Here is a 17,184-nt window from a genome sequence, read left to right on the forward strand (position 1 = left end):
ATGCCCATTTCAGGGGGTGAAATGGGCATTGATCAGATCGTTATCTACTTAGGAGTCGGAAATTTTCAGTCCAGATAACCATGAACGTAATGAGGCCGGTTTCAGCGGTTTTTTCAGCAGAACAATGTTTAGCTCTTTTAGACGTTGCGGCAATTCCGGATCGGAATCGGCGGTAATCAACGCGACCGGAATATCCTTCGAACGATGTTCCAGAATGAAATCCAGACCGATCTTGTCCTGATTCAGATGTTGATCCACCAGCCAGACCTGAATATTTTCCTGCTGAATCAGCATGGCTGCTTGTTCAGGTTCAGTGGCTTTAAACACCTGATAACCCCATTTGGTCAATAAGGTCGACATGCCTTCCAGAATGGTTTCATCATTATCCAGACATAGAATCTTAAAGGCTTTGCTCTTTAAAGGTACGGCCTGAACCGGTGCTGCGACCACTTTCGGTGCTTCGATCACAGGCACTTCAATCATAAAGCAGGAACCTTTACCCAGCGCAGAAGACACATGTACCGGATAGTCCAGCATGCTGGTCATGCGTTGTACGATCGCCAAACCTAGGCCCAGACCCTGTTCACCCCAAGGCGAGGTGTGGCCGCAACGTTCAAATTCCTGAAACAGTTTGATGCGCTGTTCTTCGGCAATGCCCGGGCCAGTATCCCAGACGCCAATACGGATATGATTCGGTCTGCTGCTCGAACGTAATACACCGACCACCACTTTACCTCTGGCAGTATAACGCAACGCATTGCTGACAAAGTTCTGGATAATGCGGCGAATCCATTGTGGATCGGTATCAATCCAGAACTGTGCATCATGCACACTGAACTTGATACCACGCTGTGCAGCGATGGATTTGAACTGGAGTTCCAGATCGCTGAGCAGGTCATGCAGCGGATAAGCCTGACGTTTCGGCTGAATGGTGCCGCCTTCCAGTCGGGCAATATCCAGCAGGGCAGACAACATGCTTTCTGCACCATGCAAAGCACGATCCAGTTGTTGTAAGGTCTTGCGGTCTTCATCATTCTGCACGCTTTGTTCGAGTGCGGTACTGAACAGGCGCGCGGCATGCATTGGCTGCAACAGGTCATGACTGGCGGCTGCAATGAAGCGGCTTTTTGACATATTGGCCTTATCGGCCTGTTCACGCGCCAGTTGCTGCTCGGACAATGCATCGGCCAGCTGCTGGGTACGGTCCTGAACGCGGGCTTCAAGCACGGCTTCATTTTCACGGAAGGCAGTAATATCGGCGAAAGTGGTAACGAACCCGCCGCCTTCGATCGGATTGCCGCGCATCTGAATGACGCGGCCATCTTTACGAATCCGTTCAAATTCATGGGCACTGCCGACCTGCATCCAGTGAATCCGTTTCCGTACATGTTCTTCAACCGAGCCCGGGCCACATTCACCACGTTCAGCGTTATAACGGATCAGGTCTGCGATTGGACAACCGACATAGACAATATCGGTCGGATAATCGAACAGTTTCAGATATTGATTGTTCCATGCGACCAGACACATGTTTTCATCGACTACGCTGACCCCTTGGGTCATGTGATCAATCATGGTCATGATCAGGTTCTGATTAAAGCGTTGCCATTGCGAGGCCTGATCGAGAATATTGGCGACCTGACCCAATGCCAAACCATTATTAACCATAGCTGTGGTCAACAGGGTACGTGCCGAGGCTGCCCCGATAGTCCCCGCCAGATATTGCTCAGTGAAACGCCACCACATGCCATTGGCACTGCTGTTTTCATTCAGTTCAACACTGTTTTGGGTACAAAACTGCTGGAAAGCGCGTGTGGTTGGGCCTTCGCCGGTAATGCGTTTGGCCAAGGTAATCAGATCGCCGACTTTTAAACGGGCGACATCCTGATGCGAATAGCTGACCTCGGTAGAAGGACTCTGCGAGGGTAGTGGCTTGGTTTCATAATAGAAGAAACTTTCGGCCTGAATCTGTTCGGCAATACTCGGACGGAAAATACGGGAAATCCAGATATACAGCAGGGTATTTAAGCCCAGTGCCCAGACTACTCCATGCGTCAGCGGATCAAAAGACTCAAAACCAATCAGGGCTTCCGGTCTTAACCAGTTCCAGCCAAAAGGACCTTGATTCAGCAAGCTTTGGCTAAAGCTGCTATAGGCTTCGGGCAGGCTGCGCAAAATGGTCGGAAACAGCAGGGTATAAGCCCACAAGGCAAAACCGGTCAACAGTCCGGCATAGACACCCTGTTTACTGCCGCCACGCCAGTACAGGCCACCAATTAATGCTGGGGCGAATTGCGCCACCGCACTAAATGCCAACAGACCAAAAACCGACAACTGGTCAATATCATTAAAGAAATTGAAGAACAGGAAGCCCATCAACATCACGCCCAGGATACAGACCCGGCGAGTAAATTTCAGCACCAGCGGCAAGCGTTTGTCATGCCGGGAAATCAGCTTTAAACGCCACAACGCCGGCATGATCAAGTCATTGCTGAGCATGATTGACAGTGCCACAGAAGACACCAGCAGCATCCCGGTAGAGGCAGAAAAACCGCCTAGGAAAGCCAATAAGGTTAACCAGTCCTGGTTATAGCTAAGTGGCAAGGACAATACCGCCACATCTGGAATGGCCAGATATTGCGGTGCAGCATGTAGTGCCCAGCTGGCAATGGGAATAATCGCCAAGGTAGTCAGAATCAAATAGACCGCGAACCAGCGTCGCGCACCACGAATATGTTTTTCATCACGTAGCTCAACCACCGCCACATGGAACTGGCGCGGCAGGCAGATAATCGCCAGTGCCGCCAGCAGGGTCTGAATCCAGAAACTTTGTGGTACGCCAAACAGTTGCACATCATGAAAAGTGGTACTGATATCGCTACTGATCTGTGCCAGATTTTCTGGTGCTTCAAACATAAAGAAACAGGCAACTGCCAACAGGGCGAAGAGTTTGACAAAAGACTCAAATGCCACGGCCAGCATCAACCCGCCATGCTGTTCAGTATTGGCAATCTGCCGGGTACCAAACATCATCGCCAGTATCGCCAGAACCCCAGTCAGAAACAGCACGCCATTGGTCGTGCCGGTTACACCTGCGGAAGGTTCCAGAATGACGGCGGCACTCAGGGCAATCGCACGTAACTGCAAGGCCAGATAAGGCACAATCGCTACCACCGCCAGAATGGTCACCAGCGAGGCGAGGGGACCACTTTTACCATAGCGTGCTGCGACAAAGTCAGCGATCGAAGAAATGGCATGATGCTGGCGTACCCGTCCCAAACGGCGCCAGATATCGTAGCCCACAGCCACGAAGAGCAGCGGGCCCAGATAGATCGGCAGGAAAATAATGCCTTCACGTACTGCTGCACCGGTGGCCCCGTAAAAGGTCCAAGAGGAACAGTACACCCCTAAAGTTAAACTGAACAATAACATGCGCCCACGGGTACTCAGCCGGCTGGCATGTTTTTCCCCGTAGAAAGCGCAGATAAAGAGTAATGCGATATAGAGGGCGAGTACCCCTATGATGAGCCAACTGTTCATATAGCCTGATGTGTACTGAGCATGCCGCTATGATAACGCATCGTGAACGCTACAGTTTAAATTGATCATTTTTAACGACCAAAGTCTAAATTACAAGCACCTACGATTATTGTTAACTTGCAACAGTGATAATTCGAATTAAAAAATAGGCAGCCCAAGGTTGGGCTACAGGAGTAGTAATTATGGATGAGGTACAAGTAGATCGTATTCTACAAAATCCAAAATTCAAGGAAATGGTCCGCAAGAAAAGTATGCTCAGCTGGACGTTGACCGGCATTATGCTATTTGTCTATGTGGGTTTCATGTTGCTGGTTGGTTACAACAAAGAATTTCTATTGTCTTCAATTTCAGGTGGTGTGACCACGTGGGGTATTCCACTTGGTCTAGGTATCATTGTCCTGTCGTTTATCTTGTGTGGTGTGTATTCCTACATTGCCAATAACAAACTTGATCAATTGACTGAAGAAGCAATCCGTGAAGTCGAAGCGATTGCGCATGAAAAAGGACACCACTAAGATGAAATGGAATTCTCTTATTGCCCTGGCGACCACGACAGTGGCTTCAGGCGTTGCATTCGCTGGTCCCGATCTGGGTGCAGCAGAACAGCAGGCGACCAACTGGCACGCGATTATCATGTTTGTGATTTTCGTAGGTGCTACGCTGTTTATTACCAAATGGGCAGCAAAACAAACCACCAATACCAAAGACTTCTATACTGCCGGTGGCGGTATTTCCGGTTTCCAGAATGGCCTGGCGATTGCCGGTGACTATATGTCAGCTGCATCGTTCCTGGGTATTTCCGCGATGGTATTCCTGTCCGGTTTTGATGGCTTGCTGTATTCACTGGGTTTCATGGTGGGCTGGCCGATTGTATTGTTCCTGGTGGCAGAACGTCTGCGTAACCTGGGTAAATACAACCTGTCAGACGTAGTGTCTTTCCGCTTGCAGGAAAAACCGGTACGTACCTTGGCTGCTTTAAGTTCACTAGTTGTGGTCGCGTTCTATCTGATTGCACAGATGGTGGGTGCAGGTCAGCTGATCAAACTTCTATTCGGTCTGAACTATAACATTGCAGTCGTGATCGTTGGCTTGTTGATGATGGCCTACGTGATGTTCGGCGGTATGTTGGCAACCACTTGGGTACAGATCATCAAGGCGGTGATGTTGCTGTCTGGTGCAACCTTTATGGCATTCATGGTTATGAAAGGTGTGGGCTTCAGCTTTACCAACATGTTTGAACAGGCGATTGGTGTCTACTCAAAAGTACATGACTTGAGCCTGACAGATGCGACCAAAATCATGGGTCCGGGTAGTCTGGCATCTAATCCGATTGATGCGATTTCTTTAGGTCTGGCATTGATGTTTGGTACCGCAGGTCTGCCACATATTCTGATGCGCTTCTTCACAGTAAAAGATGCCAAAGAAGCGCGTAAATCAGTCGTAGTTGCTACAGGTTTTATTGGTTATTTCTACCTATTAACCTTCATCATTGGTTTTGGTGCGATTCTATATGTATCGAACAACCCGCAATTCCTTGATGTTGCGAAAATGGCTGTGACTGGCAAGCTGGAGCTGGTGGGTGGTAATAACATGGCAGCGGTGCACCTGTCTGATGCAGTGGGCGGCGACCTGTTCATGGGCTTCATTTCTGCAGTTGCATTTGCCACGATTCTTGCGGTCGTTGCTGGTTTGACCCTGTCAGGTGCTTCAGCAATTTCGCATGACTTGTATGCCAACGTTTTGAAGAAAGGCCAAACCACGCCTGAATCTGAACTACGTATGTCTAAAATCGCGACTTTAGGTCTTGCGATCTTCGCAATGATTCTCGGGATTCTGTTCGAGAAACAAAACGTAGCCTTCATGGTCGGCCTGGCATTCTCGGTTGCGGCATGTGCCAACTTCCCGGTACTGGTATTGTCTATGTTCTGGAAAGGCTTGACGACACGTGGTGCAGTTATTGGTGGTGTTGCCGGTCTGGTAACCGCAGTAACCTTGATTGTGCTGTCTAAAGCAGTATGGGTCGATACTTTGGGTATTTCTGATACGCCAGTGAACCCGTTCAATGGTCCTGCAATCTTCGCGATGCCATTGTCATTCTTGTGCTGCTGGTTGTTCTCTGTGACGGATAATTCGGCACAGGCTCAGGCAGAACGCAAAGCCTTTGATGCCCAGTTTGTACGTTCACAAACCGGTATTGGTATCTCAGGCGCATCGGATCACTAAGATCTGCGCTACGCTAAAAAAGCCCCGTCAGGGGCTTTTTTTATGGAGATATAATCAAGCTTTCTCTTTAGCATAAACGCCGTATTGAATTGAGATGGCTGGATTTGTGCAGCGTTATTTCAGTAATTTTCATACAAATCGCATATCTGCAAGCGGATTTAAGCGTGCTATGTTAAAAGCTGCTAACAATAACAATGTGTTCCCTACATGACGATAGTAACAAGAAGAGCAACAAGAAGGGCATTATGAAGCAATCTCTGCAACAGTTCTGGAACAGCTTTACCCATTTGCCTTCGGCATGGCTGTTGTGCCTGCAATTGCTGATCCTGATCTTGTCGGTATTGAGTTATGAAAGCGTGTCTTATCGGGCGGGAACCTGGGTGCTGGGTGTTCTGGTTTTGCTGGTGATTGCCAGAGTCATTCGCCAGACTCCAATGTTTACCATTTTAGGACTCAGCTTTGTCGCCGGTGCAATTTTCTTTTCCTCTCTGATTGTGCTGGGATTGCGTTATACCTGGATCCATGTCACCGCCCACCTGTTTGAAGCTGGTGCTTATTTTAGTGCAGCCTATGGCCTACTGCGTTATATGTTTCATGACCGTTATCTGACCAAGGATGAACTCTTTGCCGCTGGCGCAGTATTTACCTTGCTGGCCTGGGGCTTTGCCTTCCTCTACAGTATCTGTCAGCTGCTGGTGCCGTACAGCTTTTCAGACCCCGATCTGCAAGCCTATCAACCCTGGCTGGATCTGATTTTTCTTAGTTTCAGTGTGCAATCTGCAACAGGACTGTCTGATATCATGCCGGTCAGTCCGGTCGCACGGATGCTAGCCATTATCCAGATGTTTGTCGGGGTGATGTATCTGGCGCTGATTGTATCCCGCTTAATTGCCTTGCAATATATCGCACGTCTACCGCATAAAAAGAACGTGAAAAATAGAGAAAACCCGCCTGGGCAATGAGACTCATCCTTTTATTGTATTTGTTACAGTAACTTAACGGCTTTATTTTGTGTCACATCCTAAAATAGCAGGAGATCTAGCTCCCATAGACTGAATCTGTCTGATCATTTTGACCTTACCAATAATTATTTGACGCTGTTTGTCGATCCAATTTTTAAAAAATGGAGGATGTATGCCTTCCACAAAACCATCCTGTTTTGCCAATATCAATCCAAATGTTTTTATCAGTACTGTCGCCATTATTGCGATATTTTTAGCGTTGGTCGTATTTGCACCCGATGCTTTTTCAGTTTTTACCCAGCAACTGAACCAGTGGATTACCACGTCCTTTAGCTGGTTCTATGTATTGTCGGTGGCGATATTTATCATCCTTCTGGCTTATATTGCCCTGTCGGATATGGGCAAAATCAAACTGGGGCCCGAGCATAGTCAACCGAAATATAGCAGTGCCTCCTGGTTTGCGATGTTATTCACCGCAGGCATGGGGATTGGCCTGATGTTCTTTGGTGTGGCCGAACCGGTGATGCATTATGTTACGCCACCTGCCGGTGAACCGGAAACTGTACTGGCTGCACAACAATCTATGCGGGTCACCTTTTTCCACTGGGGCTTACATGCCTGGGCCATTTATACGCTGGTTGGCCTATCGCTAGCTTATTTTGCTTACCGGCATCAATTGCCTTTAAAAATTCGTTCGGCCTTATATCCGCTGATTGGTCAAAAGATCTATGGTCCGATTGGAGATGGCGTCGATACCTTTGCCACTATTGGTACGGTATTTGGTGTGGCCACCACACTGGGTTTTGGGGTCACACAGATCAATTCAGGCTTGAATTACCTGTTTGGTGTTGAACAGGCACCTAGCACTCAGGTGATTCTGATCATTGTCGTGAGTACCATGGCAGCGACTTCCGTATTTTTTGGATTAGATAAAGGAATTAAACGTTTATCTGAACTAAATTTGGTGCTTGCACTGCTGTTGCTGATCTTTGTCTTTGTGGCAGGTCCGAGTATTTATCTGTTACAGACGACTATTCAGAATGCCGGCCAGTATGTCTCTAATCTGTTTAGCATGACCTTTAATCTGTATGCCTATCAGCCAAGTGGCTGGATTGGCGGCTGGACCATCATGTACTGGGCCTGGTGGATTTCCTGGTCGCCATTTGTCGGGATGTTCATTGCCCGGGTCTCGGAAGGGCGCAGTATTCGTGAATTTATCGTGGGTGTATTGCTGATTCCGACCGGATTTACCCTGATCTGGATGGGTTTTATGGGCAATGCCGCGCTGTATAGCATTATGCATGAAGCCAATACCAGCTTGCTAGAAGCAGTTCAGCGTGAGTCATCTGTGGCTCTATTCGAATTTTTAGCTAATCTGCCTTTCAGCTCAGTGACCAGCATCATTGCAACTTTACTGGTCATGCTGTTCTTTGTGACTTCTGCCGATTCAGGGGCATTGGTGACTGATTATCTGACAGCGAAAAGTGATAATTCACCGACTTGGCAGCGTCTGTTCTGGACCGTACTCATGGCTTTATTAGCCATCATCCTTTTGCTGGCCGGTGGCTTAGAGGCCTTGCAATCGGCCACGATTATGAGCGCTTTGCCATTTACATTTATTATGCTGCTGATGTGTTGGGGATTAATCAAAGCCCTACATCTGGATGTCACCAAAATGCATGCACTGCAAGCCGCACGGATTACCCCGCGTGCGATCCAGAATCCACGCAGCTGGCAACAGCGCTTAGGCCTGATCATGCATTATCCGCATACTCAGGAAGAGGTGCAGCAGTATATTCACAATACGGTGAATAAGGCATTTCTCAGCTTTCAAAGTGAATTGAAACGGCGCCGATTACATGTAGCGATTAGCCCGCTAGAAGACGGTATACAGCTCCGTGTTGATCATCAGGATGAAATTAATTTTATCTATCAGGTCAATGCCACTCAGACTTTAAGTCCAAGCTTTATGGCTGAACTGGAGAATGCGGGAGTAGATTCCTATCAGGCAGAAGTCTTTTTAAGAGAAGGTGGGCAGGGTTATGATGTGATGGAGTGGACGCAAGAAGATCTATTGCAGGATATCATTGATCAATATGAACGTCATTTGCACTTCTTAAGTCTGGTACGTACGCCTGAGTAAACAGAGTCATAAAACAATAAAAAAGGACGCAATATGCGTCCTTTTTTGATTCAGAATCTAATCAGAAATTAGAAACGGAATTTGGCATTTACGCCGATCGTTTGAGTATCACGAACTTGAGCAGTTTGCGCAAGATTTGCTTCGTAGTTAGCATTTACATAAGATGCGCCAACTGCAACAGCAGGAGTAATGAAGTAGTTTACGTTCGCGCCCCAAGCTTTGTCTGGAGAACCAGCAAAGCTAGATTCCATATAAGAAGCACCAACGCTTAACTGTGGGTTAAGGAAAAGAGTTGTACCTAAGTTGTAGGCAGTATCTTCACCATAAACTAAACCGCTTTCAAAACCAATTGACATGTTAGTACCGTCGATTGCACCAACGTATTTAGTACGTGCAGTGATCGCATCTGTCTTATCAGCAATTGTTGCAGATTCAAGAGCAGCTTTAGCAACGCCGTTAGACACAATATTGAATGCATCTAAAGAAGCTTGGTCAGCAACGCTGGTATAACCAACAGCAACTAAGAAGTTAGGAGCAACTAAAGCACCAAGTTCTAATGCATAACGGTCGCCTTGATCGTCAGTTGCGTTAGCAGTTTTGCTATCAGCAATGGTATGGCTATAAGAAGCGCTTGCATAAACAGGCACAACTGAAGTTGGAACGTAAGCTTCACCTTTTACGCCGTAAGTATGATTTACAGTACGTGAACGTCCAGCTTCTTCTTGACCGTTTTCGCCATAGCTATACGCTAGAGCAACATTAGAAGCTTGGTTCAGGAAAGCAGCTTCAGCTAAAGGACCTTTAGAAGCGTCTACATCTTTGAAGTAGTAAGTACCTTGAACAGCGCCAGTGAAGTCTTTGTCATTTGCAGTGTTGTCGATGTACTCTGACTGACCTTGAACTTCGAATTGATATGCTTGAGCACCGGTCATCGCTAATAATACAGCAGTGGCTAAACCTAGTTTTTTCATGATATTTACCATTTTGTTACAAAAGATGTACAACATAAAACGTATTGTATTGTAACAATTTATTAAGTCAATCCAATTCGAAATCGCTATTTTTTTAAGCTAAATCATTGTATTAATTTTGTGTAAAATTCAAGTATTAGGCTCCGAAGCTATTTTATATAAAAACTCTTGTATAACAAAAATCTAGACTTTAAATATAGAATCGGGACTAAAGATTAAGGAGAAATTATGTTGTTATTTTAATCAATTAATACGATTAATTATAATATATTTATCTATTAAAACAATTAATAATAGGTGAGTTAATTCATAAATGTGTCAAGAAGTGCAAAATGTCTGGCGCATCAGGTCTTTGATTGGATTGCTTGATTTTAAAGCATCATCAGCTTGGATCTTAGAATAGGTGTCTGTTTTTTGAGCTAAATGGGCATGTTTTATAATCTTGACTGGAGCAATCGGCTTTACATTTTGAGGGGAATTTTACATAATATGAAAATCAAGTTAGAGTTCACACTTTTATAGTGATTTAGCCTGATTCTCCACAATTTTTTGTTTTATCGCCCAGCTTTCCCCAAGGTTGGGCTTTTTTTTGTCCAGCATTTTTTATTTCGGATCATTCCGTTTCTGAAAAACCTTTAATTAAAAAAGATGATAAGAAGAAATATTATAATAATTTTAAGCACCAAAATAGTGCATATTAAAAAGTAAAAATGTAGGTCTAAAATTCAATAGCTAAAAAAAACCCCAATTTTCATAGAAAATCGGGGTTTTTTCGCCAAAATTTGCGGGTAAACTAAAATATCTGCTGAGGAATAATTTAACTCGCCCTAATGCGGTGCATTATGCACCTATTTGTTGCAGGTGTAAATAGTGCAGAAAGCAAGTTTTTATATTTTTTTAGCTGCTTAAATTCCCTTGTTTTTGTAAGAATTTATAGAGAGCTATGGTCACGAAAACCTGCATTAAAGGTTCAAATGAACCAACTTAAGTATCTGAAAAATAATAGATGATAAAAATTCATTAAAAACATAAGTGAAGTAAGACTAAACGCTTTAAGACCATCCTGTTTTATTTGTATAATAATCAATCTATTTAGCTTTGCTTGTCATATTGGGGCGTAATACAACAGCATGAATACCTTACGCTCTGAGTGGATCAGTAAACGTTTGTACTGGTCGATGTCGATTATTATTTTATGTTTACTTTGCATCTGTATTCCCTTAATTGTGAGTAGCAGTCAAAGTTATTTAAAATCCAGACAAACTTATCAACAATTGAATGCCTTACAGCAGGTCGCTGATCTGGCGAATAAAATTTCGCGTGAGCGTGCGCCTGCCAATAAAGCCATGTCCAGTTCGGTGCAGGAATTTGCCCAGCATCAGCAAGAGTTAATCAGCTATCGTCAACAGGTGGATCGGCAATTGTCCCAGACCGCGGATGTCTTGACGGAGGTCGGGTTTAACAACCTGAGTCAGCAACTTTCACAGCTTGAAAATAGTTTGAAAAAAGGACGTGCACAGGTTGATGCCTATACCCGGATGCCACGTCAGCAACGCAGTGCGCAAGAGCTTGATCAGGCAATTCTGGCCATGTTTGCTGCCTGGGAAAGTTGCCGTGAACTTTTGCGTGACGTGGCGGTGGCTTCAGATAGCTCGTCCACCCCTCTGAATAACTATATCAGCCAGATTCTATTTTTATCTGATTTGCGCGATCAGGCGGGGCGGGTTGCCTCGTCCGTCATGGCGCATGTGACATTTGAAACGCCGCTCCCGACTGAAAATATTACCCACTCTTTACAGACCCAACATCAGGTACGTTATTTGTGGGCCTTGATTGATACCATTCAACCTGTTCAAGATAAGACTGAGGAATTCATCCGTTTACATCGGCGGGTAGAAACGGAGTTTATTCAGCAGGGCTTACCCATTGTGAGTGAGCTGATCAGTGACAGTCTGGAACAACGTGACTACCGTTTGAGCGGAACAGAGCTGACTGAAGCGATTGTAGATAAATTTGCGACTGTGGTGGATCTGCAAACTTACCTGCTGCAATACAGCAGAGATGCGGCTATTCAAGAAATGAACAGCAATATGCAGCGTTTGATCTGGAGTGTACTGGTATCGCTGATTTCATTACTGACCGCGATTTCAACCATGATTTTTGCACGTAAACAGGTATTCCTGCCGCTGATTCAGGCACGCCGCATGTTGTTGAGTTTGTCTAAAAACTCGGGTCGTCAAAAAATTGATATGCGGCTGCGTGAAGTGAATCATTCTGATTCTTTATTCGCTGCCATTCAGAAATTGCAACAGATGTTGCAAGAACGTGATGCGCTGGAATTCCGTTTAAAGAATATTGCTCATTCCGATTCCTTGACCGGATTATCCAACCGTTTCGCGCTGGAAGAATATATCCGTTTTATGGAAAATCAGCCGGGTCAACTGAGCCAAACCTGTTTGATGATTATTGATATTGATCATTTTAAACAGGTGAATGATCAATATGGGCATATTATTGGCGATCAGGTGATTCAACTGGTGGCCGAACGTTTGCAAGCCAATGTCCGTGCTACAGATTTGCTGGTGCGTTATGGTGGTGATGAATTTCTGGTACTGATTGAAAATATCCAGATGGAACAGGCATTGGTTGTGGCCGATAAAATCCGGGCTGAAGTGGCTGAGCGTCATATTGTGACTGCAGCAGGAGACGAGATTCAGATTTCGGTCAGTATCGGGGTTGCCATTGGTGCCGTGTCTTGGATGGCTTTATTGTCAAATGCAGATGATGCTTTGTTTGCCGCAAAAGCCAAGGGACGCAATGCGGTGGCTGAGGTTTAGTTCAAAAGACTGCTTTCTCTACTTTTGAATTGCACAAAAGTAGCAAAATGCCTTTGTTCGACTGATGCTAAGTCCCTTTAGCACAGTCGAACGGGCGACATCCATGTCGCCAGTCATGTGGTTTAATTTTGATGGTCTTTGGTTTTTTCGATGAGATAGTTAATAAAATTTGTGCAGGCAACAAGCATAAATTTGGCATCGATATAAGATAGATTTGATTCATGAGGTGATCCATGTCGGATACCATTTTCATCACATGTATATGCGTACAACTTATTTAAGCTTTCCATTAAATTAGGATGAAAAGCATATTTGGTTCTGAGTTTTGGAATTGCTTTTCCTAAAGTAATTGAGTCATCTTCAAGAGTTTTCTTTGCTAAACCTTCTACAGCACTAATAGCTTCTTGCATTGATTTACTATAGTTAGGATTCTGTCGATCAGACATCAGTTTTAAAGCTTGGTTAAGATGTTGCTGAATACCTGAATATGGTTGCGAATTTTTTAAAGCTTCTTCAATGGATTGAATTTCTTGTTCTGAAGTGATTTCTGTAATTTGTTGATTAATAATTCGGTAGGCCGAGTTCTCTTGATCTAATATCTTGTTAATCTCCTCAATAAATATTTTCTGTAGTTCAGAATATTCTTCGCTATACAAAATAATAATTTCTTCAATTAAATCGTAAATACCGAACCATTCTTCTTGTAAGAAAAATCTTTTAAGCTGATTAACTGCTTCATTGGGAGGAAACGGAAATACATCAGTTTGTTGTTTATAAAAATCTCGCCAAATCAAATGAACTGAGTAACTGAAAAAGTTAATGTCACTCAAATAATAGGTATAAAAGTTATCATATATACATGACCAAATTCTATTTTTTAAATCCTGATTTATCGATTCTTTCTGAATAATCTCACGAACTGGTTTATATCCATATCTTTCTGAAAAGCGCATTTTCTTCCCCCAAACAAATTTAAGAATATATTTATTTTTTTAATTCACCCTAACCCTCCTTTATGAAAGGAGGGTATTCTTCCTCTTTATCAAAAAGGAGGCTAGGGGAGATTCCTTATTTCAATAACGGCTTTAAGAACCGCGCGGTATGCGAAGTCTTACTCTTTGCCACTTCTTCAGGCGTACCTTCCGCGATAATCATACCACCACCTGAACCACCTTCAGGACCTAAGTCCACGATCCAGTCCGCAGTCTTAATCACATCCAGGTTATGCTCAATCACCACAATGGTATTGCCCTTGTCACGGAGCTGATGCAGGATATCCAGCAATTTGGCAATATCATGGAAATGCAGACCCGTGGTCGGTTCATCCAGAATATACAGGGTTTGACCGGTATCGCGTTTGGCCAGTTCACGTGCCAGTTTGACACGCTGCGCTTCACCACCGGAAAGCGTGGTCGCAGACTGACCCAGACGGATATAGCCCAAACCGACCTGATGTAATGTTTCCAGACGACGGTGAATGACAGGAATTGCATCAAAGAAATGCATCGCATCCTCAACGGTCATCTGCAACACATCAGAAATATTTTTGCCCTTATAGTTCACTTCCAGCGTTTCACGGTTATAACGTTTACCATGACAGGCATCACAAGGCACATACATATCTGGCAGGAAATGCATCGCTACCTTGATCATGCCGTCGCCTTCACAGGCTTCACAGCGCCCACCTTTCACGTTAAAGGAGAAACGACCCGCGGCATAACCACGTGCTTTGGCTTCCTGAGTTTGGGAAAACAGCTCACGAATCGGGGTAAATAGACCGGTATAAGTCGCCGGATTAGAACGTGGGGTTCGTCCAATCGGACTCTGGTCAATATCGACGACTTTGTCAAGGAACTGCAAGCCATCAATCGATTCAAATTTTTCCGACGTTAAGGTGGTTGCACCATTCAGCTGGGTTGCCGCCAAAGGTAACAAGGTCCGGTTAATCAAGGTCGATTTACCCGAACCAGATACCCCGGTGACACAGGTCATAATGCCCAACGGAATGGTCAGATCGACTTTTTTCAGGTTATGCCCGGATGCCCCCATCAGCTTGATCTGTTCCTCAGGCTTAGGCGGTTGAATCCGTTTTTTCGGGACTTCAATTTTTAACTTGCCAGATAAATATTTTCCGGTCAGCGAGTCAGGATTGGCCAGAATTTCATCATAAGTCCCTTCGGCAATCACATGCCCACCATGCACACCGGCACCCGGACCGATATCAATAATATGATCGGCGGCACGAATCGCATCTTCATCATGCTCGACCACCAAGACGGTATTGCCCAGATCACGCAGACGGATCAGGGTCTGTAACAGACGGTCGTTATCACGTTGATGCAAACCAATTGATGGTTCATCCAGCACATACATGACGCCCATCAAACCGGCACCGATCTGCGAGGCCAGACGAATTCGCTGCGCTTCACCACCAGACAGAGTTTCAGCTGAACGTGACAGGCTGAGATAGTTCAGGCCGACCGAAACCAGAAAGTGCAGACGTTCACGGATTTCCTTGAAAATCTTGTCAGCGATTTCACCACGTGCACCTTCCAGATGAATACCTTGATAATAGCTTTCAGCATCGCCAATCGACATACGGGTAATGTCAGCAATGGTCTTGTCCAGAATTTTCACGTTACGCGAAATTTCATTCAGACGTGAACCATCACAGGCATCACAGGCAGCATTGGATAAATATTGCGCCAGATCATCACGGACATAATTACTTTCAGTTTCACGATAACGGCGTTCCAGATGCGGCAAAATTCCTTCAAAAGGAATGACCCGATTATGGCGACGACCACGCTCATCGATATAGCTCAGATCAATTTTTTCTTTGCCGGTGCCGTACAGAAATTTTTTCTTGGTATCGGCATCCAGTTCATTCCACGGCGTTTCTAGCGAAAAACCGAAATGCTCGGCGACTTTCTGGATCATGCTGTAATAGTAAGGACGCTGACGGTCCCAACCACGAATCGCGCCTTGGCTAACGCTGACCTCAGGATTAGGAATCAGTTTGTCGGCACTGAAATGGCTGCGGGTCCCTAGACCATCACAGACCGGACAGGCACCAAAAGGATTGTTGAATGAAAACAGGCGTGGTTCCAGTTCAGCCACTGCACGGTCACATTCCGGGCAGGAGTGTTTGGCTGAAAACACACGATCGTTATGCTCGCCCTTCATCCAGGATAAAATCGCGATATCACCGCCGAGACGTAACGCGGTTTCAAAACTTTCGGCAATACGGTTACCCAGATCGTCACGAACCTTAAAGCGGTCGACCACCACTTCAATGGTATGTTTTTTCTTTTTATCCAGCTCAGGTGGCGGATCAATTTCCATGATCTCGCCATCCACACGGGCGCGGACAAAACCCTGACTTTGCAGCTGTTCAAACAGCGCTGTATATTCACCTTTACGTTCACGCACCACCGGTGCTAACAATAACAGCGCAGTGCCTTCTTCCAGTGTTTTGACTGCATCGACCATTTCAGTGACCGTTTGTGCCACCATCGGCAGGTCATGTTCTGGACAATAAGGCGTTCCGACCCGTGCATAGAGTAGACGTAAATAGTCATAAATTTCAGTAATGGTGCCTACAGTAGAACGTGGGTTATGGCTGGTAGATTTCTGTTCAATAGCAATCGCTGGACTCAAGCCTTCAATCGAATCCACTTCCGGTTTTTCCATCTGGGAGAGGAACTGGCGGGCATAGGCAGACAGCGATTCCACATAACGGCGCTGACCTTCGGCATATAAGGTATCAAAGGCAAGCGAGGACTTTCCTGAACCAGACAGTCCCGTAATCACCACAAACTTGTCGCGTGGTATATCAAGGTTCACATTTTTCAGGTTATGGGTACGTGCGCCTCGAATACGGATGTGGCTTTGGCTCATGCAAGGATCCTAGAATATTCATCAAAAACCCTTATATGATACCGGATGAAAAATGTTCAAGTGCAAATAAAAGTATTTTAAACGTCAAGTTATGTCGGTGATTGGTCAATTCATCACAACATTAACAAACGCAGTAGTCGATTGCCTAAATATTCACAATGATCATGTACAAGGCCAATACCTAATAAGCCATTGCATAATGGCGTTCAAAGATAGACTCGATCTCTTCAAAGCAGCGTTCACGTGACACATCATGATGCAGACGTGCATAAAAATTGACTTCATTTTCCAGAATGTGCAGGAAGTCCTCATAGTCTTTTTGGAAAAAATCCAGGTCGAGCAAATCGTTACGTCGCGCCTGATGACAGCGATACTTTTCAATAAATTTCAGCAGATGTTTCTGGATATGCGTGTTGGTATGGTAAATCAGATAAGTCGCTGCCGAGCTACAATCTGGACAGCCTTGTTCCAAATAGATTTCTTCATTATTGAGCCAGCAACATTGCAGGGTAAAAAATGCCCGAATCGCTTCGGTGCCTAAAGTGTGCATATCATCTGCCTCTTTCCGGGATTGATTTTATTAATTGATAATTATTCTCAATTATTGT

At 45.1% G+C, this 17,184-nt stretch carries 10 protein-coding genes; 5 read left to right on the top strand and 5 right to left on the bottom strand.

Annotation, left to right across the window (positions count from 1 at the left end; genetic code table 11):
* Positions 1-48 precede the first annotated feature (48 nt).
* Positions 49-3,540: a hybrid sensor histidine kinase/response regulator gene (locus tag MWG72_RS04055; RefSeq protein WP_005108125.1), complete on the bottom strand. Its 3,492-nt coding sequence runs from the start codon at positions 3,538-3,540 to the stop codon at positions 49-51.
* A 182-nt stretch (positions 3,541-3,722) separates the two neighbouring features.
* Here MWG72_RS04055 and MWG72_RS04060 point away from each other — a divergent pair, with 182 nt between their 5' ends.
* The 4 genes from MWG72_RS04060 (at position 3,723) to MWG72_RS04075 (ending at position 8,868) form a co-directional block, all read left to right on the top strand.
* A complete protein-coding gene (locus MWG72_RS04060) occupies positions 3,723-4,055 on the top strand; it encodes a DUF485 domain-containing protein (RefSeq protein ID WP_004281374.1) in 333 nt (110 codons plus the stop codon).
* Position 4,056: 1 nt separating this feature from the next.
* Positions 4,057-5,763, top strand: a complete 1,707-nt coding sequence (locus MWG72_RS04065) for a cation acetate symporter (RefSeq protein WP_005261570.1) — start codon at positions 4,057-4,059, stop codon at positions 5,761-5,763.
* 245 nt (positions 5,764-6,008) lie between these two features.
* The gene (locus MWG72_RS04070) at positions 6,009-6,725 is read left to right on the top strand and encodes an ion channel (protein ID WP_039902516.1); all 717 of its coding nucleotides are present in this window, start codon (positions 6,009-6,011) and stop codon (positions 6,723-6,725) included.
* 172 nt (positions 6,726-6,897) lie between these two features.
* Complete coding sequence (locus tag MWG72_RS04075) at positions 6,898-8,868, top strand: BCCT family transporter (protein WP_247143282.1); 1,971 nt, start codon at positions 6,898-6,900, stop codon at positions 8,866-8,868.
* A gap of 68 nt (positions 8,869-8,936) precedes the next feature.
* On the opposite strand, the gene omp33-36 is transcribed toward MWG72_RS04075, so the two are convergent.
* A complete protein-coding gene (gene omp33-36, locus MWG72_RS04080) occupies positions 8,937-9,851 on the bottom strand; it encodes a porin Omp33-36 (RefSeq protein WP_257220113.1) in 915 nt (304 codons plus the stop codon).
* Between the two features lie 1,118 nt (positions 9,852-10,969).
* On the opposite strand from omp33-36, the gene MWG72_RS04085 reads away from it, so the two are divergent.
* Entirely contained in the window at positions 10,970-12,676 is a 1,707-nt protein-coding gene (locus MWG72_RS04085; RefSeq protein WP_247143283.1) for a GGDEF domain-containing protein, read from the top strand.
* Positions 12,677-12,798: 122 nt separating this feature from the next.
* Here the strand turns inward: MWG72_RS04085 and MWG72_RS04090 are convergent, their stop codons facing one another.
* From MWG72_RS04090 to MWG72_RS04100, 3 genes are all read right to left on the bottom strand, one after another.
* Complete coding sequence (locus MWG72_RS04090) at positions 12,799-13,629, bottom strand: AbiJ-NTD4 domain-containing protein (RefSeq protein WP_180185355.1); 831 nt, start codon at positions 13,627-13,629, stop codon at positions 12,799-12,801.
* Between the two features lie 115 nt (positions 13,630-13,744).
* Positions 13,745-16,576 (bottom strand): excinuclease ABC subunit UvrA, encoded by a 2,832-nt coding sequence (uvrA, locus tag MWG72_RS04095; protein ID WP_247143284.1) that lies wholly within the window; start codon positions 16,574-16,576, stop codon positions 13,745-13,747.
* Positions 16,577-16,757: 181 nt separating this feature from the next.
* Positions 16,758-17,126 carry a hypothetical protein gene (locus tag MWG72_RS04100; protein ID WP_004729209.1) on the bottom strand — a complete coding sequence of 123 codons (369 nt, stop codon included), beginning with the start codon at positions 17,124-17,126 and terminating at the stop codon, positions 16,758-16,760.
* Positions 17,127-17,184: the final 58 nt, after the last annotated feature.

Origin of the sequence: Acinetobacter lwoffii, assembly GCF_022967985.1 — a bacterium.
Lineage (GTDB): Bacteria > Pseudomonadota > Gammaproteobacteria > Pseudomonadales > Moraxellaceae > Acinetobacter.